This window comes from Halalkalibacillus halophilus DSM 18494 (assembly GCF_000423105.1).
GTDB classification, from domain to species: domain Bacteria; phylum Bacillota; class Bacilli; order Bacillales; family Alkalibacillaceae; genus Halalkalibacillus; species Halalkalibacillus halophilus.
Genome location: NZ_AUHI01000009.1, coordinates 105,292 through 126,989, shown reverse-complemented (window position 1 = coordinate 126,989; position 21,698 = coordinate 105,292). Strand labels below are relative to the sequence as shown.

Genomic DNA, 21,698 nt, shown 5'->3' with positions numbered 1-21,698 from the left:
TTATATATCATATTTTTCTTTTATTAGTTGCTTTAACTGACCGATTTCTTGCTTGTAATACTCAAAATCATAATCAAAATCATGCTCTTCACCATATCGAATGGTTTCGTACACATATAGCATGTCTTCTTTTACTTGATGTCTTATTTCCAATCGTTCCAGCCATTCTCGAACGGTTTCGGATTCGTACCTTCCTGCATTGTTCGCTGCAGCCCATTTTTCTAAATCATAATACTCTTTTCGAACACGGTCTTTTGGTGCTTTGTGCTTTTCTTTACGTTTCCAAAAGAACTGATCCGTTTTCTGTTTACTTTTAGGGGATTCCTCTGCGTGTTGTTTCCGGACATCTCCTTTGAACTGCACTAAATTTTTCCGGTAACGATAATATAAATAAAGCGCTAATGCGACCAAAACTGCAATCCCAATCCACATGAGAAGGTCAGCAATTCCTTCTAACCCAGCTTGAGATTGTCTCTCTTCAAGGTCCATCATGCCTTCTCCTTCTCGCTCTATTTCTTCGTCCTCTTGTTCTGGAGGCTCTATTTCAACCCCCTCTAAAAAGTTAAAGAACGGCCTTAAAACCCAAACAAAAGCGTATAAAATCCAATAAATTAAATACTCTAATCCGAGTTTTATATATGGATACAATGTAAACACGATAAATGTAACAATAGAAACAGTACCAAGTGTAATCGCTATTAAGATTACTTTTTTCCCAAATGCATGTTTGACAGTAGATTCATCGAGTAAATAAAAGTAAATGAACCTTCCAGCAAAGAAGATTAATAACTGTAAAACAAAAGCTAATATAAAGTACATGACATAACTTTCTGCGGAAGAAAATGTAATTATATACGAAACAATTGCTAAAATAAATGTGGTAATTAAAATGAATTCTTCGTTATCTAAATCCGCTTTAATAGCTCTTGCTTCCATTCGGAAACACAGGACAATAGCTAAGCCAATGGCATAAATCAAACTAAAACCGAGAAACATTGCTAGACCAAATAAGACTGGGGCGGCTAAATAAATGAGAGCCGGTCCACCCATTCGCTTTAGAGCGACTGCCAAAAACGGAGCAACCGCAGCCACGACTATAAATTCCCATATCGGAGGAATCGAACCCGTTCCTATATAAGAGAAGGAAACAACCATCCAAATTGGGATTAACTCGAGTGTATATTGAAACCACCTAACAAAGTGTAAGGAATAATCACGCATGGTGACTCACCTCGCTTTGTTCCGGCGAAGCGGAAATTTTTCCGTTCCGTAAATACACAACAGAGGATCCTCTTTGTTTAAATTGGTTTAAATATTTCTCATCAGACTCTTCTGTATGACCAATTTGAATAATATAAGCTGGTGGTGAGGCATGTTTCCACACATAGTATAATAAATGATCGTAAGGTTTGGTAAACGTCAAAATTTTAAGCCTAGCAAGCATTTCTAACGTTTGCGCATAATGCTCCTCTCCTTCCCCTTCTGGTTGGTGCACAAAAGGAATACGATCAATCGATGTTATATTCACATATACTTTAAATGGAATACCTTGTTTTGTAGCAACTTGAGTCATATAGGCAAGCTGTTCAAGCCATTCCTCAATTTGCTCAGGTGCGCCCAGGCTCGATTTCGAGCGTACATTTAATAAAAAGCACCAGTTAATTTGGCTTGATTTTTCAAATACCTTTGTTTGTAGATCCCCTTCTTTCGCAGTGGCTTTCCAGTGGATTTTATTAAAAGAATCCCCTCTTTGATAATCTCTCGTGCCGACTGGTAACGAAGGATGGTCAAACAAGGAATGTTTCGCACGGTGGTTTCCCATACTTTGAGGTGTTAACAAGTTCATATTTTCTACTTTTTGACGACGAGGGTATACGACAATCTCTTGTTGTTTGATGTGGGAGGAAGTTAAATAAATACTACCAAACCCAAACACATTCGGAAGGTGTAATTTAAGCATCCTAATCGTTGACACGCCCCGCCTGTTAGCTTTAAAGCGGAAACGGAAACGTCTTTTCTCCCAAAACATTAAATTGAAGGTGTGGGACACAAACGTCACATATCGCCGCTTCTGATTGACTCCATCAACAAAGGAGATCGAGTCATCCATCTCAATCGTCAAGCGTGCATTTAATAGAGGAAAGATCCCCTTTTGTTCGATATCCATTTCAATATAACCTTCATCATCTTGATAAACTTTTACTTCTGGCTTCACAAAATCAAAGGATAAATAATCATCAACATGCTTTTCATAAAAGAGACTAAGTCCGTATATCGTTAACAGCAAAATACCTAGCAATAATAAGAAATAAACATAGGTACTGCTTACAAAAATCCCTACTAATAAAATGACCGTCCCAAACAAAATAAATGGCTGGAAGGTATTATTTTCCTGTGGGACCTTTCGAAACTTCATTCCTTTGTCACTCCATATTCTGCAGGTACTGCAACTTCTTCTAAGATCGATTCGATGATTTCATCCTGGGTTTTAATAGTTGCACCATCTAAGCTCAATACGATCCGGTGCGATAACACATACGGTGCAATGTGCTTCACATCTTCTGGAGTTACATAGGAACGACCTTTAATTGCTGCATTACCTTGGCAAGCACGCATGAATGCAAGGGTTCCACGTGGGCTCACACCAACATCCACATAACGATCTTCACGTGTCGCTTTCACAATACTTAACATGTATTCTTCCATATCTTCCGTGACTCGAATCTTCTTCACTTCATCTTGGAAACCGATTAACGCTTCTTTCGTAAAAATCGACGCTAAAGATTCAAAAGGTTGGTTCTCTCTGTATGTCTGCATCATTTGTAGTTCATCTGCATATCCAGGATATCCAAGGTCAACTTTCATAAAAAAACGGTCCATTTGGGCTTCAGGTAAGTCAAACGTCCCTTGCTGCGATTCAATTGGATTTTGCGTAGCTAGTACAATAAATGGCTGAGGAATAGTTACTGTTTCCCCATCAATAGTTAATTGTTTTTCTTCCATAACTTCTAATAGTGCAGATTGTGTACGTGGGGTCGCACGGTTAATCTCATCTGCTAACAATACGTTTGTCTTAACCGGACCTACACGCAATTCAAATTGTTGTTCTTTTGGATTAAAAAATTGAATTCCTGTTACGTCTGAAGGAAGGACGTCCGGTGTAAATTGCACACGACTGAACTCTCCATCAATAGAGCGTGCAATTGATTTTGCAAGCAACGTCTTCCCTGTTCCCGGTACACTTTCTAAAAGGACATGGCCCTGATTAATTAGTGCGTTCATTAATAATTCCACTACATCTTCTTTACCCATAATCACTTTACCAATTTGGGTTTTCATTTCGGATACTCGGTCTTGTATAGCCAAAAGCTCTCCCTCTCCTCTATCTCTACATTTTTGCAATATACTAATAAAATAACATAATCTTACTATTATTTCTCGTAATTCTACAAATTTTCTGATTAATATTTGTGGATATACTCCTGACTTTTCTGGATATAATAAAATACTTCTGGAAAAGTAATGACTTTCGTGGATATATTGCAAATTATCTTGATATGTCATCCACCGGGAGTACTGACATTCTACTCACAAAAAGAAAAAACACGGCCTAAGCCGTGTTTTAAAATCTACCTCATTACTTTTGATTCATCTGGTGTATCTAGCTCCTGCACTTGGAACAAACGGTGGTAAGATCCACGTTTTTTCAGTAGTTCCTCATGTGTTCCTTCTTCTTCAACGCGACCATCCGTCATTAGGACGATCCGGTCCGCATGTGTAATCGTCGATAATCTATGGGCGACCACAAAGGTAGTACGATTATATGCTAATTTATTCATCGCTTCTTGAATTAAGTGTTCGCTTTCTAAATCTAAAGCAGATGTTGCTTCATCTAAAATTAGTAGCGGCGGATTTTTCAAGAATACTCGTGCAATTGCGACACGTTGCTTCTGACCTCCAGATAGCTTCACGCCTCGTTCACCAACCAATGTATCATAACCATATGGCAAGTTAGAAATAAACTCATGCGCGTTCGCAGCTTTAGCCGCTTCGATTACTTCCTCATCTGTTGCATCAGGATTCCCCATGCGAATATTCATCGCAACAGAATCACTGAATAAGATGTTATCTTGAAGGACCATACCCGTTTTATCACGTAATGAACGTGCTTGCACATCTCGAATATCCTGACCATCAATTTTCACTTTACCTTCAGATGCATCATAGAAACGTGGGATTAAACTGACTAAGGTTGATTTTCCTCCCCCACTCATTCCTACAAGTGCTACAGTCTCTCCTTTTGGAATCGTTAAATTAATATTTCGAAGCACCCATTCCTCTTCGTCATCATACTTAAACGAAACATTTTCAAAAGAAACATCGCCATGAACACGTTCGAGTGGTTTGGCATTTGGTGAATCGACAATATCATATTTCTCATCCATAAACTCAAAAACACGGTCCATGGAAGCATGTGATTGCGTCAATTGTGTCGAAGCATTCACTAAACGTCGTAGTGGTCCGTAAACTCGGTCCATATAACCTGTGAAAGCTACCATAGTACCCACTGTCACATCACCCCCAATTACTAAGTAACCACCGAATGCGATTACGAGCAATGGAGCAATATCAGTAATAGTGTGAGTAACAGCATACGATTTCGCATTCCAGTTAGTGAATCTTATTGCTCGATCAAGATACTTTCCATTATGCGTGCTGAATTCATCTTGTGCGTGTTCTTCTAGAGCAAATCCTCTTATTACAGGCATTCCTTGCACCCGTTCATGTAGATGGCCTTGCACTTCCGCTAACGCTTGTGAACGATCACGCGTTAATTTACGTAATCTTGAATAGAAAAATTTCACGGAAAAACCATACAACGGGAATAATAGTAAGGAAATTAGCGTTAACATCGGATCCAATGTAAGCATAATTCCAACAGCAATTAAAATAGTAAACATGTCTAACCATATATTCATTAATCCAGTAACGACAAATGTCTTCGTTTGTTCTACGTCATGAATGACCCGGGAAATAATTTCACCCGTTTTTGTTTTGGAGTAGAATTTCAAGCTAAGCTTTTGTATATGGTCAAAGAGACTATCTCTAAGATCAAATAAAATTTTACTACTTGTCCATTGTGCTAAGTATTGCCGGTAATATTCAACAGGCGGTCTTAGGATTAAAAATAAGAAAAATGCGATTCCCATAATCCAAAATAGCTCAGAAATTTGTTCTGCCTGTGATAAATTATCATTATCAATAATGTCATCAATTACGTATTTAATAATCAAGGGCATTAGTAATGGAATACTAAATTTTATAATACCTATCAGAATCGTTAAAGCTATTTTCCATTTATAAGGCTTCACGAATTCTAAATATCGTTTAATACTGTACATAGTTCACCAACTTTCATCTTACAAAAACAAACTGTCTATAACTTTTAAACAGCATAAAAGATCCCGTTGCCCGTGCAACAGGACCTTCTAACATGCTTTATGAATAAGTTAAATAATATTCATACCAACGCTCTGCAAACTCTGCTTCAAATGGGCCTTTTCTTTGCTGAACCCAAGTTTCTAAAATACGCAGTTGATTATACAAAATTTCTTTCAAATCATCTGGATAATCCATTTCTTTACTATGTTGAGCGAATTCATCTTCGTCTAACACCTTGTAAGTCATATCTGGGAAAACTTTTATATCTAAGTCATAATCAATATATTTAATTCCCTCACCATCTATCGTATAAGGAGAACTAATATTGCAGTAATAATAAATGCCATCGTTTCGAATCATCGAAATAATATTAAACCAATATTCGGTCGTGAAGTAAGTAATAGCTGGTTCTCGTGTTCGCCATGTTCGACCATCACTTTCCGTCACAACCACCCGATCATTTGCTCCAATTAACATATCTGATTTACTTTTCAATACCGTCGTCTCTTCCCAAGTTCGATGCAGCGTTCCATCATGTTTATAGCTTTTGATTATTAAATTTTCGCCGTCCTTTGGGATGATCATATTTGGCCCTACTTTCTCTATCAAAAAAAGTTTTGCTAGTACAATTTATACTTGGTTTTTATAACGTTTTATTCCAAATCTAAATGATTATAACTATTGAGAAAAATGACGAAAATACAAACCGATTTTATCAATATGCCTATTGTATCATACTGAAAACGCGAATTCGATTGTTCTGTCTTCACATATGTAGCTTGAAATAATGAAAAAGCGCCTTAGCAAATATTCTGCTAAGGCGCTTTTCCTCATAAAACCAAATTAGTTCTGTTGGTTCTGTTGGTTTTGCTGTTGTTGTTTCTTTTGTTCAGCTTGTTGATTACGACGCTTAACTTCTTGCGCATCTGTTTCTTGAGCAAACTCTTGGCCATATTGACCTTGCTGAGCTTGTTGGTTCTGCTTTTTCACTTTTTGCGCATTTGTACCTGCAGCAGTTTCATTTGGCTTACGTTGGTTTTGTTTTTTCGCCATCTGATATCACCTCCGCATTGATTAATCTATCCAAAAAGCAAGAAGCTTATCCAAAATGACTTGCACCAATAATTTCTAAATGCGTAATTGCTTTAAAATCTTTTGCTGCACAATCGGAAATGGTAGGTGTTTCATGGCATCTACGCTTACAAAATCACCTTCCAAAAATTTTTTATTTACCTCGTCTGAATCAATTATTAGTACATCTACTTCCCAAATTTTATGAGAGAAGATATGGCGAACTGGTTCTTTAAAACCGTGAATTCTCATTTTTGATGAAACTTTGTCTGATAAAACATCATTGGAGTTCTTTCCATCAAAAGTATCTTTGTCTATCATTGGGAATTGGTATAAATTCGCAAGTAACCCTTGATCTGGACGCTTCTGTATAAAATAAGAACCATCACTGTTACGTATTACTAATGCAACATATTGTTCCAACGTTTGCTTTTTAGCTTTCGATTTTATAGGTAGTTCCTCTTGAATTCCTAACTCATAAGCTAAACAATGAGGTTGCACAGGACATTTATCGCAATCAGGTTTTTTAGGATGACAAATGGTGGCACCTAGCTCCATTAACCCTTGATTAAAAGAAGACGGATCCTCATGGGAAATAATTTCTCTAATCGCATCTTCAAATATTTTTCGGGTTTTTGCTTTTGCTATATCTTCGTCAATTTGAAGCACACGGGACATCACGCGCATGACATTCCCATCTACAGCTGGTTCAGGTTGATTGTATGCGATACTTAAAATTGCCCCTTCCGTGTATGGTCCCACACCTTTTAACCGTTTAATCTCTGCGACTTCTTCGGGCACTTTCCCGTCATAAGATTCCACCACTTCTTTAACAGCTGTATGTAAATTCCTAGCACGTGAATAATAACCCAAACCTTCCCAATGCTTTAACACTTCTTGCTCATTTGCATTTGCTAAATCATATACAGTAGGATAGCTTGTAATAAATTGATTAAAATAAGGGATAACCGTATCAACTTTCGTTTGTTGAAGCATAATTTCTGAAACCCATATATGATAGGGATTTTGACTCTTTCTCCATGGTAATTCACGTTTGTTATGCTTGTACCAAGAGATTAATGCTTGCTGAAATGCTTTATGATCAAATAAAAAGGGTATAGAAAATGATACACTATTTTTCATGTCGTCACCTAACTTTTATAAAGGAGGTAAAACCGTTGGATACTGCAACCCATATTACTATGGGCGTCGCAATAGGCGGGATCGCCACCATAGACCCAGCTATCCAGCAAGATAGTGCTTTGTTTCAAGCTGTTTTTATTGGCGCCATTGTTGGTTCGCACGCTCCAGATTTTGATACTTTTTTCAAATTTAAAGACAACGCTACTTATATCAGACACCATAGAGGCAGCTCACACTCTCCACTAGCCGTCCTCATTTGGAGTATCGTCGTATCCTTAGCGGTCTATTTATTCTCCATGGAAATACCATTTTTGAATTTATGGCTTTGGGTGTTAATAGCAGTAAGTTTGCATGTGTTCGTAGATATCTTTAACGCATACGGAACACAAGCTTTTCGACCCTTTATAAACAAATGGGTCGCCCTCGGTTGGATTAATACGTTTGATCCGTTTATGTTCATGATGTTTGTTGCAGGTGGAATAGCATGGTTACTTGGTGCTGATCCAGCTCAAACGTACGGGATTATATTCTTTATTGTGTTTCTATATTATATTAAACGATTTTACGACAAAAAAGAAATCACTGATATACTATATAAACATTTTAATGATGCAACGAAAATCATCACCCAACCAACCATTCGCCAAAACGCATGGAGAATTGTGATTGAAACACCTGATTATTACCATGTAGCCTTCAGTAATGATGGGCAAATAGACATCAAGGATACGTTTAAAAAGCGACCATTACCCGACACAGCAGAAATGAACGCTGCGTTTTCTGATAAAAACGTGCAAGCTTTTCGGGGTTTCTCACCAATATATCGTTACGAAATCGATCGATTCGACGACTATATTGAAATACGATTTATTGATTTACGCTACCGTTCGAACGGCCACTACCCATTTGTCGCAGTAGTGACCCTCGATAAGTTTTACAATATCCTAACTTCCTATACAGGCTGGGTTTATACAGAACACAAATTACAACAAAAATTAGAACCGCTACAATAGAAAAGAAGATCTCTTCCCTTTTTCAGGAGGAGAGATCTTCTTTAATTTTTTTAATATTAAATAGGCGATGTATCGGAATACCGCGCGGACATCATATCCACAATATTAGATGTATATCCAGAAAAGTTCCTGTTTATCCACATGAAACTAAATATATCCAGAAATGTCGATTGTATATCCACGAAATTTATAGATATATCCAGAAATACCTTCGCTTATCCAGAAAACATAAGCTATATCCACAAATCTTAATTTTTCAGTAACACTCGTGAATTTACTACAATTCTTCATCCGGATTTGGTTGGAAAATATCAGAATGAATGGCTGCTCCTTCTTCATCAAAAGCGGTTACGGAGGCAATTAGCTCTTCTTGAGTCATCCCATCTAAGAAAACAAACCAATAATCATCTGATTCTTGCCCAATCATTTCTGCATCAAAGTTTTCATCTGGTGTCCGAACTTCAATGTGATCGATGGTCTCGTCATTCATTTCCCCTAGCAGTACATATTGCATTTCATCTGAATCCTCTTCTGTTGGCCAACCTGTTATTCCAGAAGTTAAAGGTCGTTTTTTGTTGTAGTCAAAACCTGAGGAACCTTTTGCATTCCATTCGCTATCTTCATATGCAAAATGACCGACTCGAAACGTTTCTTCCTCTTCATAAAAGGCAACGGTAAATTGATCCTTTTCTTCCGTATGCATAATCGAATCCTCAGATATCTCTAGCCCTTCTGCTACATCTGCCTCTGACATTGGCTCTTGTGACTCATCACTTTGACATCCGGCTAGAATGAAAAATGTAGCCAAGATAACTCCAATCCACTTCATCATTATTCTTCCCCCTACTCCTCAATCAATAATGCAATGGGCAGCGCTTCTTCTTCATTCAGCACGTTGCCTTCTTTATCTAAACGTTTGCCCCAAGCAAAAATACCGTTCATATAACGGATTTTCAAATACTCCCCTGGCGCTCCTTGAATTTCGTATGTTTCTTTATTTTTAAATCTTCTCGGGTCCATCGCGTAGGATTTTGCCATAACAATTTTTCTTTGATAAACAGCGAATTCATTGACCATTCCCATTTGTTCCGCTTTTTGAGCTTTCTCTGTTAAATCCGAAATTTCTTTTTGTAATTCATGGATTGTATACTCACTATATCTTCGTTGCATGTCCAATCTCCTTTCAATCTCCTTTTACATCTTATCAAAATTCAAGCATAATAAAAATGAAATATTTTAATCACCAAGGAGGATCAACCGATGAAACAAGCACTTATTACAGGGGCAGGCTCTGGTCTTGGTCGAGCACTTGCCTTTAAATATGCAAAGGCTGACTATCACATCATCCTAGTCGGGCGTAATTTAAAAAAATTAAATACTGTCAAAGACGAACTTGAAAGGGATTCTCTATCTGCTGAAGTCGCAACATGTGATATAACTAGTTGGGATGAGGTGAAACACTTAAGTGAAAAATACACGAGCATTGACTTGTTAATTAACAATGCTGGTATAGGATATTTCCATACTATTGATCAACTATCTAAAGATGAAATTGATACCATGGTTGACGTAAATGTAAATGGTTTAATTTATACGACGAAACTACTTTTGCCTGCTGTGTTACATGCAAAAGGTAGGATATTAAACATTATTTCCACTGCTGGTTTAAAAGGAAAAGTAAAAGAATCAGCATATTGTGCAAGTAAATTTGCTCAACGCGGGTTCACAGAAAGCCTACAAAAAGAATTAGCGAATGAGTCAATTAGTATATCAGCGGTTTACATGGGTGGAATGAACACACCTTTCTGGAATGACAGTGACTACATGAGCGATCCGTCCGTACTTCCTTCCCCAGAATCATACGCAAACCAGATCATCGAACAGGATGATGGTCGTGAAGAAATCCATGTAGAAAAATAGTTTAACCTTCCGCTACTTTTTCCTCTATAAACTGTTTAATTAAATCCCCGTTAAAGCCTTTCTGATATAGAGAGGCTTTAACTTTTTGTTGAAGCGTATACCCTTCATGTTTTCGCTCATACTTGCGCCATGCCTTCTCCCCTTGGTAAACAACAGCTTGCCATTCTTCTTCTTCATCAACTTCAGGTTCTAGCGTGTCGATTGCAGCTTGGATTGCTTCGAATGAATATCCTTTTTGCATCAACGTTTGCTTGGCTCCATTCAACTGTTCTTGAAAAGATTTTCTGTTACTTGAATTCAACTTTTTTTGTAACAATTTATGTGCCTTATCCACTTCATCTTCAAAACTGTAATTACTAATCGCTTGTTCTATAAATTCTTCAGGAATTTGTTTTTGTTTTAATTCTTGTCTTACTTTATTAGGTCCACCTGAAGCTGTACTTACCTTCGTTCTTACAAAAGCCTGCGCGAATGCAAGGTCATCGACCAACTTCTCTTCTTCTAACCGGTTCAACACTGTTTTTATTTCATCTTCTGTCGCTTCTTTTTGCTCTAGGTATTTAAAAATTTCAGATTTTGCACGCATTCGGTAGCTTAAAAAGTTTAAAGACAGGGTATAGTATTTATACAATGCGTCTTGTTGTTTAATTTCTTCAACTCGATCATTGGTGAGCTCTAATCCCTTTCTAATTTCAAACCTTACAAGTAAATCCTCATGAATACTGAATGCATATAGGTCAGAACCTTGCTTCTCTTCAAAAATATTATAACGGTTCTTGGCTTTCTTTTGCGTCGTTATCTTACTAATAATCATCCTACTCGCTCCCAGTGAAAGACGTTTTGTTCATTATAATACATACAAAGGAGGTACATCTACTTGAGAATTTTAATAGCAGGCGGTACAGGGTTCGTCGGTCGTAGACTTGTCGATCACTTCACCGCAAAAGATGACGAAATTTATATTCTTACAAGAAACCCCGACAAGTATGATGACAATGAACCGAATGTAAAGTATATTGAGTGGCTTACTCCAAATAGTCAGCCTGAACTTGAATTAGAAGCCATGGATGTTTGTATTAATTTAGCTGGAGAGTCCTTAGCTAGTGGAAGATGGACGGAAGAACGGAAAAAATCCATTCTAGAGAGTCGAATTTCAACAACTAGAGAATTCATACGTATTATGGGAGCATTAAGGGCACAACCACGAGTATACATTAACGCTTCTGCTGTAGGGTTTTATGGGAATTCAGAGACTAATATTTATACGGAAGATACGATTATTCCAGGCGATGATTTCTTAGCTGAAGTATGTAATGTTTGGGAAAATGAAGTAGATGAAGCAAAACAATTAGGTATTCGAACCATAAAAACGAGATTTGGATTAATTCTAGACGGAGAAGAAGGTGCCCTACCAAATATGGCACTTCCATATAAACTGTTCGGTGGTGGCCGCCTAGGTAACGGGGAACAATGGATGTCTTGGATTCATATTGACGATGTTATTAATGCTATGGAATTTATCATTCATAAGCATGACGTAGAAGATGTTGTGAACTTCACAGCACCATATCCTCGTCAAAACAAGGAGTTTGGAAAAGAATTAGCCGATGCACTTAACCGTCCACACTGGATTCCGGCGCCATCATTTGCGATCCGTACCATCCTTGGAGATATGGCAGATTTACTACTACAAGGCCAATATGTATACCCGAAGAAATTAGAAGAACACGGGTATGAATTTATATTCCCAGATCTACGAAGTGCTTTACAAGATATTTATTAATTTTTTTAGCTTATAAACCTTGGTATATCAACATTCTTAAAAGTCAATAAAATTATTTTATAAAAAATGATGCAAACCTATTTTCAAACGGAATAAAATATTGTAGAATTCATTTAGTTAAAAAGAAAGGGAAGGCAAATGGTGCGCCACTGCTTGTCACAAAGCAGTTCTAGTGGGTTCGATTCCCACCCCGGATTTTTGAAATGTACATTGTGTGCAACAATCAGTTTCTGATGTGCAAATGAAAAAAATTCGAGGGTGATTCGTCAACCCAGGCCGCCTATGTTTTCTGTATGTGCGAGTCCCCTCACGATACCAAAGGAGGGGATTTTTTATGCTGAAAAGAAGAGATGTCCATGACGTTCCAACACTGTTTCCATTACTAGATGATGAAGCAGTAAAGCCTTATGTACGTGAAAGAGTAGAGTCACTCGAAGCGTATTATTTCTTTATCAACAAAATGAATCAACAAGAGGAAAATGGCGAGTTGATTTCTCGTACCATTTTGGATGAATGGGAATTACCAATTGGCGCTATTACTTTATACGACATTACTGAAGGCAAAGGCTTTCTTGCTACTTGGTTAGGCAAACCTTATTTCGGAAAAGGCTATAACCAATATGCGAAAGAATTATTTCTGTGGGAATTGTTTATGGAACAAGAAATTGAAGTAGTTTTCTTGAAAGTAAATCAGCAAAATCTCCGCTCCTATAAAGCAATGCAGAAATTATCTTACGCAACTCTAGCAAATGAAACGTACCCTGCAGTATACGAACAAGTTAATCAAAGCGAAAAGAAATATCATCTGTTTGCCATTTATAAAGAAGCGTTCATGTTCTACATGCATGAGCAGCAACAAGAGGAAATTGGCGAACTAGAAGCTTGAAAGTGTAAGACTGTACAGGTTGCCTAATCAGCCTGTTCTTTCAAATAAATAGTTCGATTAAATTAGTCACCTTTTTCGTAAAGAAGGGTGACTTTTTTTGTCTATATTCCATCCAATATACTATTTTTACGATATAATATATGTCAAAGGAGTGATCATCGTGGATGAAACCATTTTCCAACTAATCTTACCAATAGTCGGATTACAATTAATTTTGATTGTTATTGCGCTGATTGACCTTAAACGAATCGAGGAAACCCAAGGACCTAAATGGATGTGGGCTTTAATTATTATTTTTGGGAATTTAATAGGGCCGATTTTATATTTTGTTATTGGAAGGAGACCATAAGATGGCATTATTAGCTGCTGAAAAGTTAACCAAAACGTATAACCATACAAATGTTGTAGATGAAATTAACTTCACCTTGAATCAAGGGAAATGTGTCGCTTTACTCGGCCCAAATGGAGCTGGTAAAACAACGACTCTCCGAATGCTTGCGGGGTTTATCAAACCTTCAGGTGGATCGATTGACTTTAGTGAAAAGGAATTATCGAAAGATGTCCGGGCGCATGTTGGTTATTTGCCCCAGTTTCCAGTATTTCATAACTGGATGAGCGGAGAAGAATTTCTCATTTATGTTGGGAGAATCTCTCACCTCTCTAAAGAAGACGCGAAAAAACGCGCAGATGAACTGCTACAACTCGTAAACTTATATGACCAAAAGAAATTAAGAATCTCCAAATATTCTGGGGGCATGAAACAAAGACTAGGGATTGCTCAAGCTTTGATTCATCGACCAAAACTAATTATTTTAGATGAACCTGTCTCTGCCCTGGACCCGATTGGCCGGCGTGAAGTGTTAAATTTAATTCGGGAACTAAAAAAAGACGCAACGATTCTTTTCTCCACTCACATCTTGAACGATGCAGAAGAAGTTAGCGAAGAAATTTTACTATTACATCACGGAAAAATGATTAAACAAGGTTCCTTAGAAGATGTACGTGATGCTCAAGAAACTGTTTCCATTCATTTAGCTTTCACCCAGGAACCGAAATATATAGAAGAAAAGCTTAGAGAGATGGAGTCAATCTTTCAAGTGGAACGTTTAGAAGGAATAATAAAAGTAAGTGTACATGACCTCCCACAAGCCAGAAAACAAATTTTAAGTATTGTTCAGGAAGAAGAATGGGAACTAAGCAAATTCGAAGTAGCAACCTCTTCCCTAGAAGACGTATTTATGAAGGCGGTGCAGGAATAATGCAGTGGTTAGTAATTTTCAATAAAGAACTCTTAGAACATCTACGGAATTTCAAATGGATATGGGTACCCATCGTATTTATTTTGTTTGCAGTGATGGATCCAATAACTACTTATTATCTACCTATCATATTAGAATCCGTTGGTGGAATGCCTGAAGGTGCGAGCATTGATATTCCATCGCCCCCTCCTGCAGAAGCTATGATGATGAGCTTTAATCAATTGAGCGTTTTAGGAGTATTAATTGCTGTCGTCATCTCCATGGGGATGGTATCCAGTGAACTTAAAAGCGGGGTATATGAACTAATCCTATCAAAGCCTGTAAGTTACATACATTATATTACCGCTAAATATGCTGCGATGAGTGTTCTCGTATCTATTTCATTAGTCATTTCATTAATAGCTGGTTGGTATTATGTAACATTATTATTCGGTGACATAGCTTTCTCTCAATTACTCGTAAGTGCAATTTTTTATGTTATTTGGTTCTTACTCGTCTTATCTATTGTCATGATGTTTAATACAATGTTTCGATCCCAAGGACTAGTAGCATTTATATCGATTATTGTCATCTTGGCAATTAACATTATAACCAGTATATATTCACATGTTCTTACGTGGAGCCCGGCATTAATCTCTGATTATATTGGGATTTATCTATTTTCCGGCAACATGGAAACGGAAATGTGGATGTCAGTATTAATCTCTGTAATATTAATGGTAGTTGCTTTAACTATTGCAATCACGACACTTAAAAATAGAGCAATTGAATAACATAATAAATGAGCTCCGAGCTGTTTCCATTTTGTATTGGAAATAATTCGGAGCGATTTTTTTACTATTTAATAAGCGAAAACCGAGAAAGTTAGTTCAAATGTGACATCTTCACTTTGTTGGGATTCAAACTGAAGCGATTGAATATAAACAATTCGATCACTGCTTTCCATTTGATCCACAAAGCTTTCTAAAGAAGAAACAGAATCTGTTTGTCCGTTTAACATTAACGTCAGGGTAGAAAGATCCCCATTCTGTTCTTCCTCCTCTTCTTCCACAGGCTGATTCAAACGATCTACAGAGGTTTGACCACGTTCTAAGTACTGGTATGTTTGTACAGTAGTATTAGTATCATCTGATGCCTGATTAATTAATTCCATAACTTGCTCATCGTCCAGTTCAGTAGGTAATAGTTCTCTGTATGAGTCTGCTGATAGCCCATCAAAGTCCTTGTTTTGTAAATTTTCTTGTAAGGCTGTATTTTTTTGCATTTCAAAATCTAGATCATTCTCCATCGTAGTGATAGATCGTTGTTGCTCCAGCAAGATAAAATAGTACAGAGCTACGGCTATAACTACTAAAAAAGCAATCCATATTATAGCCAATCTTTTTTGTCCCGGTGTTATTTTCATACCTGTTCCTCCTCTTCTTGGAGGTGAACGGTGTAAGTTGTTACGAAGTATTCCTCATCATCCATATAGGAAATCGAGTGTATGTCCACATCAAGTAATTCCTCGATTTCACGCAGAGACTGAAAGTAGGTAACTGCAGCGATATTCGAACTTGTTCGTACCGTTAATTCCACCGTTTGTTGATCTGTTTGATATGCTTCCACATGGCTTCTAGAAGGAAGATTTTCTAATAACTCTTCTAATACAGGGGTTGCTTCTGGAATAGCTTCTTGTATATCAGTAGTAATCGCTTCTAACCGTTCTGCTTCTTGAAACTCTTCATCACCCGAAAGTTCAGATTGTAATTCTGTTGTTAATGCTTGTTCTTGGTTTAGGCGCTCAGAGAGGAAAGAGCGATCTTGCTCATACTCCCAAAAGAAGAAAGCTACAGTCACCAAAACTAAAACAGACAGAAATCCTAAAATAGAAAACAATATTTTGGGGTGATTATTCTTTTTTTCTTTCACTGGTAAAAGGTTTATATCAATCAACATATTACTGACCACCTTTTAAAGCTAGCCCATAAACGCTATGAAATTTTTGTTCTAATGTAAGTCCTTTAGGGCCCTGAATCCGATTATCTTCCAAGTGAATGACTGGAATTTCATTTGATTCTTTCATCTGGCTAATAATTTCATTCATAAAGGGATGATCTCCAGCAACCGCAATTTTAGTAAAGCGCTGTTCATCTTGGTTCATGGAATATTGATAAAAACGTTCAATACGCTCAATTTCTGTTGAAATATCATCTAATTCCTCTAAAACTACCTCTTCATGAAAGTCTTCTTTAGACATAGTAGGACCAAGTTGTGCGGACGTTTCTGCTCCAGCCTCTAAATCAAATTCTTGAAGAAAAATCGGTGTATGGTTGTGAAAAGCACTAAACACAACATGATCCACATAGTATTGCATGAACAACACATGGTCCATTGCATCTACTAATTGTTGCTGATGAAAAACACGGTAATAATTAAAAGAAGATAAGTCCGCCGCAATCACTTTCAACTTCGCCTCATGAAGAAGTTCCGTGTAACGGCTTACAAGTTGTTCATCAGTAGAAATTAAACTTACTGTGTGCGATCCCTCTTCTTCATTCAAGTAAATAGTCCTAACAATTGGACGTTCAAAAGGTAAATGTATCGTTTCACCTAATTGAAATTGAATATGTTGATTAATCTGGTCCTTCTTGATGTCTGCAGGGATATCCTGCTTCCTAACAATAACAACCGCTTCCGGTAAAGTTAACCTCACACTTTTACCTTTTAATTTCCATTTCTTCACGCATGTTTTTAAGATTTTAAGAAACGCCTCACCTTTTTCAATCACACCATTTACAATAATCCCTGAAGGTAAAAAATGCTCACCAATTCGCTCGACATTGCTAGTCGAACTCACGTTACTTTCAGAGAAGCGGATCACATAATCTCGTATTTCTAAATTTACAATTTGTTTTTTTCCGAACATATAATCACCTTATTAGAAGAGTTGTAAGTACCACGAAAGTATTGGTTCCGCAAAAAAATAACTAATCAATGCAGCAACAGCTATAAAAGGACCAAACGCCATTGGCATTCCTCGTTTCACCTTGCCAGTTGCAATCAACATCAATCCAACAATCGAACCGAGCAAAGCAGAAAGCATTAAAGTAAGTAAAACACCTTGAATTCCTAACACTAGACCAAGAACACCAAATAACTTGATGTCCCCTCCCCCCATGCCACCTTTACTAACAATCGCAATGATAAGGAGAATTCCAAACCCTAAAAGCGCGCCTGCATAAGCATCCCACCAAGGATCAAGCGGTAAACCAATACGTAAAATCAAAATTAATATAACAAAAAACAATAATATTCGATCTGGTATGAGCTGATAATTCAAATCACTGACCGTAATAATGACCAACAAGCTAATCAACGTCCATGCAATAAACAATTCAGAGTCAAAACCTATGTAATATAATGCAAACACAAACAACCCCGCAGTTAAGGCTTCAAAGAAAGGATAAATCGGCGAAATATTTGTTCGACAATTTTTGCACTTTCCTTTTTGAAAAATATATGAAAATACCGGAATCAATTGTGCTGTACTTAAACGTTGATTACAGCTAGGACAATGAGAAGGCGGATGTATAATAGATTCATTATTTGGAATCCGAAGTCCAACAACATTATAAAAGGACCCAAGAATCAGTCCGACAAAAAATATATACAAGTAAATGAATAGCAAGAGCACCAGTCCTAGTCGTTAATAAAAGATAGATTTTTGGTAGTTTGATAGAAATAAAGCGCGACAATTGCCGCGCTTTATAAACTATTTAGTTTCCTGCACCATCATTAATATCTGAAACAGTAGTACCATCAGGAAATTCTAATGAAGTATCATTAACTTGAACTGTGCCGGAAATAGTGCTTGCACCATTAGGTTCAACAATTACAGTTGCTCCACTAAAATCAGCACTTTCTCTATCATTAATATAACTTAAATATTCGTCATCACCACTAGAATAACTTCCACCTTCTGAATTGTTATTTGTCACATCATACAACTCGGTTGAATTTATCAGATTAATCGCACTTGACCTAACACTATCTTCTCTCGAATCCTCAATAACCCCACTAATCAATGGTACAGCGATCAATGCAATAATCCCTAAAATAACAATAACTGCTAAAAGCTCTACTAACGTAACACCTTTCTGATTCTTAAGTACTCTTTTTAACATTACTTTTTGCCCCTTTTATATAAAATTTTTAATTCACTTGGTTAAATAATTCAAACATCGGTACTATTATAGCTAAGACGATTGTCCCAACGATAACAGATAATCCGACAATTAACAACGGTTCTAGCAACGATTTAAGCTGTTCTGTGGCGGTATCGACATCATCTTCATAAAACGTTGCAATTTGGTCTAGCATATCATCTAAAGCATTAGTCTTTTCTCCCACTTCAATCATCTGTGTCACAAGAAAAGGATAGGCCCAGTGCTCCCTCATAGGTTTTGCTAATGAACCACCCTTTTTAAGGGAGATCCGCGAATCTTGTAATGTTTCTCGTATTACTCTATTTTTCAAGGTTTGTTCCGTTAATTCTAGTGCTAGAATGATTGGAACTTTATTGTAGAGCAGGGAACTAAGTGTTCTAGACATCTGGGCTAAGTTTGACTTAAGTATTAATTTCCCAAAGCCTGGAACGCGGAGCATGTAACGGTCTATATCTTTCCTCACGCTTTCCTTTTGATAAAGCGTATAAGCTGCTAAACAAAGTCCTGCTAACACTAACAAGATTAATAACCAGTAGCTTTGTAATAGATTACTTATGGATAATACAAACTGTGTAATCAATGGTAAATCTGCGCCAAATTGCGCAAACATATCAACAAACTGTGGAACGACATATAACATTAAGAACACGACTACAGCTATTGCAACAACAGATACAGTGATTGGATATGCGAAAGTAGCTTTCACCTTTTGCTTCGTTTTGTACTGTTTGTTGTAGTATTCAGCTAGCTTATCTAAAGTCGGCCCTAAAGCGCCACTAGATTCTCCGCTATGTACCATATTTATGAGTACGGAAGAAAATATTCTAGGATGATTCTTTAAAGCTTTTGCAAGCGAACTTCCTTGTCGCATATCAATTTCCACGTGATAAAGTGCTTCTGTTAATGCTTTGTTACTCGTTTGTTCTCTAAGAATATTGATTGATTCAACAATAGTTAAACCTGCTTTAAGAAGAGCAGCAAATTGCTGTAGAAAGACGACAAAGTCACGGCTTTTCACTGGACTACCAAAGTAAATCTCTGTTTTCCAGATTGATTTTTCCGTTTCTTCAATGTTTTCAATTTTCAACCCTTCTTCACGAAGCTTCGTCTTTGCTAATTCTTCGTTATAAGCGTCGATTACACCCTTTTTCATATTCCCTTCGAAATCTGCAGCTATATACTTATAGGAAGTCATAGTCATTTATACCCCCGACTTAATAATCTCAAACCTATTCTGCAGCGACCCGGAATACTTCTTCCATTGTAGTAATTCCTTTTTCCACTTTTCGTAGGCCGTCTTCAAATAATCGAATAAACCCTTGTTCAGTCGCTATTCTTTCCACTTCGACTTTGGACTTTCCATCTAATATTGCCTCGCGAATCGCATCATCAATGTACAGTACTTCATGAATTGCAGTTCGCCCTCGATATCCTGTCATATTGCAAGTAGGGCAACCTTTACCACGTTTAACCTTCGATAAATTAATGTGATATTTCCTAAAAATTTCTTGCTCTCTTGCAGTAGGGATCTCTGCCTGTTCGCAATCACGACACAATGTTCGTACTAGTCGCTGAGCTACAATTCCATTTAAAGAAGAACCTACAAGAAACATCTCTACATCCATATTAACGAGTCGATTAATTGCACCAGTCGAATCATTGGTATGTAACGTACTTAGTACTAAATGCCCGGTAATGGATGCACGGACTGCCATATTAGCTGTATCACTATCACGAATTTCACCAACCATAATAATGTCTGGATCTTGTCGTAAAATAGAGCGTAATCCAGAAGCGAATGTTAGTCCAACTTGTGGGTTAACTTGGATTTGATTAATTCCTTGAAGCTCATACTCTACAGGATCTTCCACCGTTATGATATTAGATTCTTCTTGGTTTAATCTTGTTAAAGCGGCATACATCGTTGACGTTTTACCAGACCCGGTTGGTCCCGTTAAAAGAACAATCCCATATGGCTTTTCAATCATTCGAATAAATTTCTCAAGATTATCCGCTTCAAAACCAATCTCTTTTAAGTCATTTGAAACAGCCATCGTATCAAGTACGCGGATTACAATTTTTTCTCCAAAAATGGTTGGTAAGGTACTAACTCGTAAATCAATATCTCTACCTTCTACTTTTCTTTTTATTCGTCCATCTTGAGGCACTTTTTGCTGTGTGATATCTAATCCTGCCATGATTTTAATCCGAGTTGTTAAAGAAGACTGTACACTTTTTGCTAAGTTTTGCTCGTTTCTAAGTGCGCCATCAACCCGTAAACGAATCATCACCTGATCTTCTTGAGGATCCACATGAATATCACTTGCTTTTTCTACTACGGCTTGTTGAATGAGCTGGTTCATTAATTTTACTACTGGTGAAGCTTCCTCCTCAGCGGTGAGGTCAGGAACTCTTTCTTCTTGTTGCCTTTCTACTTCGAATTGTTCACTAAAATCTTCTCGTTCATATAGCTTAAGAATTCCTTGGCGAAGCTCATCCCGAATCACAATGACTGGCTCAATTTTAAATCCTGTTGTTAATCTTAGGTCATTCATTACGAAATAATCTAATGGGTCTGAAGTTGCAACGTACAACTTATTACCTTCACGCCTAAGCGGGATCACCTTATTTTCTTTAGCAAAATTTTTCGGAATAAGGTTTAAAATCGATTGGTCAAAGGAGTAATTATAAAGACGTTCATGCGTGATACCTAGCTGTTGCTGCAACACTTCAACAAGCTGCAACTCCGTTATGTATGCCTCTTCCATCAACTTATCACCAAGTTTTTGACTGGGGGCTTTTTCTTTTAAAGCTAGCTGTAATTGGTCATCTGTGATTAGGCCTTCTTGAACAAGGATCTCACCCAGTCGTAATTTGATTTTTTTCGCCAAGGAAACCTTCCTTTCTCTTAAATGATTTAATATTTCGACATATCATTTATTATACTAATAGTTAGAATAGATTGCGACTTTT

Annotated in this window: 24 protein-coding genes; 7 read left to right on the top strand and 17 right to left on the bottom strand. The window is 37.2% G+C overall.

The genetic code is table 11. The features are described from left to right. The 7 genes from G532_RS0107200 to mutY form a co-directional block, all read right to left on the bottom strand. The gene (locus G532_RS0107200; protein WP_027964190.1) at positions 1 to 1,221 is read right to left on the bottom strand and encodes a DUF4018 domain-containing protein; all 1,221 of its coding nucleotides are present in this window, start codon (positions 1,219 to 1,221) and stop codon (positions 1 to 3) included. Further along, positions 1,214 to 2,416: a DUF58 domain-containing protein gene (locus tag G532_RS0107195; protein WP_027964189.1), complete on the bottom strand. Its 1,203-nt coding sequence runs from the start codon at positions 2,414 to 2,416 to the stop codon at positions 1,214 to 1,216. Before G532_RS0107195 ends, G532_RS0107200 begins: the two co-directional genes overlap by 8 nt. Further along, positions 2,413 to 3,339: an AAA family ATPase gene (locus G532_RS0107190; protein ID WP_035512741.1), complete on the bottom strand. Its 927-nt coding sequence runs from the start codon at positions 3,337 to 3,339 to the stop codon at positions 2,413 to 2,415. Before G532_RS0107190 ends, G532_RS0107195 begins: the two co-directional genes overlap by 4 nt. A gap of 290 nt (positions 3,340 to 3,629) precedes the next feature. Next, a complete protein-coding gene (locus G532_RS0107185) occupies positions 3,630 to 5,402 on the bottom strand; it encodes an ABC transporter ATP-binding protein (RefSeq protein WP_027964187.1) in 1,773 nt (590 codons plus the stop codon). A gap of 97 nt (positions 5,403 to 5,499) precedes the next feature. Next, positions 5,500 to 6,027 carry a nucleoside tri-diphosphate phosphatase gene (gene ntdP / locus G532_RS0107180; protein WP_027964186.1) on the bottom strand — a complete coding sequence of 176 codons (528 nt, stop codon included), beginning with the start codon at positions 6,025 to 6,027 and terminating at the stop codon, positions 5,500 to 5,502. A gap of 258 nt (positions 6,028 to 6,285) precedes the next feature. Then, positions 6,286 to 6,495: a gamma-type small acid-soluble spore protein gene (locus G532_RS0107175; RefSeq protein WP_027964185.1), complete on the bottom strand. Its 210-nt coding sequence runs from the start codon at positions 6,493 to 6,495 to the stop codon at positions 6,286 to 6,288. Positions 6,496 to 6,570: 75 nt separating this feature from the next. Further along, the gene (gene mutY, locus G532_RS0107170) at positions 6,571 to 7,656 is read right to left on the bottom strand and encodes an A/G-specific adenine glycosylase (protein WP_027964184.1); all 1,086 of its coding nucleotides are present in this window, start codon (positions 7,654 to 7,656) and stop codon (positions 6,571 to 6,573) included. A 35-nt stretch (positions 7,657 to 7,691) separates the two neighbouring features. Between mutY and G532_RS0107165 the strand changes: the two genes are divergently transcribed. Beyond that, positions 7,692 to 8,669 (top strand): metal-dependent hydrolase, encoded by a 978-nt coding sequence (locus G532_RS0107165; protein ID WP_027964183.1) that lies wholly within the window; start codon positions 7,692 to 7,694, stop codon positions 8,667 to 8,669. Between the two features lie 277 nt (positions 8,670 to 8,946). On the opposite strand, the gene G532_RS0107160 is transcribed toward G532_RS0107165, so the two are convergent. Together G532_RS0107160 and G532_RS0107155 are read right to left on the bottom strand one after the other, a co-directional pair. Then, positions 8,947 to 9,501 (bottom strand): hypothetical protein, encoded by a 555-nt coding sequence (locus G532_RS0107160; protein WP_027964182.1) that lies wholly within the window; start codon positions 9,499 to 9,501, stop codon positions 8,947 to 8,949. Between the two features lie 11 nt (positions 9,502 to 9,512). Continuing rightward, the gene (locus G532_RS0107155; protein ID WP_027964181.1) at positions 9,513 to 9,839 is read right to left on the bottom strand and encodes a YfhH family protein; all 327 of its coding nucleotides are present in this window, start codon (positions 9,837 to 9,839) and stop codon (positions 9,513 to 9,515) included. A gap of 90 nt (positions 9,840 to 9,929) precedes the next feature. On the opposite strand from G532_RS0107155, the gene G532_RS0107150 reads away from it, so the two are divergent. Beyond that, positions 9,930 to 10,589 (top strand): SDR family NAD(P)-dependent oxidoreductase, encoded by a 660-nt coding sequence (locus G532_RS0107150; RefSeq protein WP_027964180.1) that lies wholly within the window; start codon positions 9,930 to 9,932, stop codon positions 10,587 to 10,589. Position 10,590: 1 nt separating this feature from the next. Here G532_RS0107150 and recX read toward each other — a convergent pair whose 3' ends face one another. Further along, positions 10,591 to 11,403: a recombination regulator RecX gene (recX, locus tag G532_RS0107145; RefSeq protein ID WP_027964179.1), complete on the bottom strand. Its 813-nt coding sequence runs from the start codon at positions 11,401 to 11,403 to the stop codon at positions 10,591 to 10,593. 63 nt (positions 11,404 to 11,466) lie between these two features. On the opposite strand from recX, the gene G532_RS0107140 reads away from it, so the two are divergent. The 5 genes from G532_RS0107140 to G532_RS0107120 all read left to right on the top strand — a co-directional run bounded on the left by G532_RS0107140 (position 11,467) and on the right by G532_RS0107120 (position 15,290). Beyond that, positions 11,467 to 12,372 (top strand): TIGR01777 family oxidoreductase, encoded by a 906-nt coding sequence (locus tag G532_RS0107140; RefSeq protein ID WP_027964178.1) that lies wholly within the window; start codon positions 11,467 to 11,469, stop codon positions 12,370 to 12,372. A gap of 334 nt (positions 12,373 to 12,706) precedes the next feature. Further along, positions 12,707 to 13,258, top strand: a complete 552-nt coding sequence (locus G532_RS0107135) for a GNAT family N-acetyltransferase (RefSeq protein ID WP_027964177.1) — start codon at positions 12,707 to 12,709, stop codon at positions 13,256 to 13,258. Positions 13,259 to 13,418: 160 nt separating this feature from the next. Then, entirely contained in the window at positions 13,419 to 13,607 is a 189-nt protein-coding gene (locus G532_RS0107130) for a PLD nuclease N-terminal domain-containing protein (RefSeq protein WP_027964176.1), read from the top strand. Position 13,608: 1 nt separating this feature from the next. Then, positions 13,609 to 14,517, top strand: coding sequence for an ABC transporter ATP-binding protein (locus G532_RS0107125; RefSeq protein WP_027964175.1), 909 nt, complete (start codon positions 13,609 to 13,611; stop codon positions 14,515 to 14,517). Beyond that, positions 14,517 to 15,290, top strand: a complete 774-nt coding sequence (locus tag G532_RS0107120) for an ABC transporter permease (protein WP_027964174.1) — start codon at positions 14,517 to 14,519, stop codon at positions 15,288 to 15,290. The genes G532_RS0107125 and G532_RS0107120 overlap by 1 nt, the downstream gene beginning before the upstream one ends. A 68-nt stretch (positions 15,291 to 15,358) precedes the next feature. On the opposite strand, the gene G532_RS0107115 is transcribed toward G532_RS0107120, so the two are convergent. The 7 genes from G532_RS0107115 to G532_RS0107085 form a co-directional block, all read right to left on the bottom strand. Further along, on the bottom strand, positions 15,359 to 15,922 hold the full coding sequence (locus G532_RS0107115; protein ID WP_027964173.1) for a hypothetical protein: 564 nt from the start codon (positions 15,920 to 15,922) through the stop codon (positions 15,359 to 15,361). Then, positions 15,919 to 16,455, bottom strand: a complete 537-nt coding sequence (locus tag G532_RS0107110) for a PilN domain-containing protein (protein ID WP_027964172.1) — start codon at positions 16,453 to 16,455, stop codon at positions 15,919 to 15,921. The genes G532_RS0107115 and G532_RS0107110 overlap by 4 nt, the downstream gene beginning before the upstream one ends. Position 16,456: 1 nt before the next feature. Then, a complete protein-coding gene (gene pilM / locus G532_RS0107105) occupies positions 16,457 to 17,425 on the bottom strand; it encodes a type IV pilus biogenesis protein PilM (protein WP_027964171.1) in 969 nt (322 codons plus the stop codon). 12 nt (positions 17,426 to 17,437) lie between these two features. After that, positions 17,438 to 18,193 (bottom strand): prepilin peptidase, encoded by a 756-nt coding sequence (locus tag G532_RS0107100; protein ID WP_342662650.1) that lies wholly within the window; start codon positions 18,191 to 18,193, stop codon positions 17,438 to 17,440. Positions 18,194 to 18,275: 82 nt separating this feature from the next. Continuing rightward, positions 18,276 to 18,683: a type II secretion system protein gene (locus G532_RS0107095; RefSeq protein ID WP_027964169.1), complete on the bottom strand. Its 408-nt coding sequence runs from the start codon at positions 18,681 to 18,683 to the stop codon at positions 18,276 to 18,278. 28 nt (positions 18,684 to 18,711) lie between these two features. Then, positions 18,712 to 19,926, bottom strand: a complete 1,215-nt coding sequence (locus tag G532_RS0107090) for a type II secretion system F family protein (protein WP_051189100.1) — start codon at positions 19,924 to 19,926, stop codon at positions 18,712 to 18,714. A gap of 28 nt (positions 19,927 to 19,954) precedes the next feature. Beyond that, complete coding sequence (locus G532_RS0107085; RefSeq protein WP_027964167.1) at positions 19,955 to 21,616, bottom strand: GspE/PulE family protein; 1,662 nt, start codon at positions 21,614 to 21,616, stop codon at positions 19,955 to 19,957. Positions 21,617 to 21,698 lie beyond the last annotated feature (82 nt).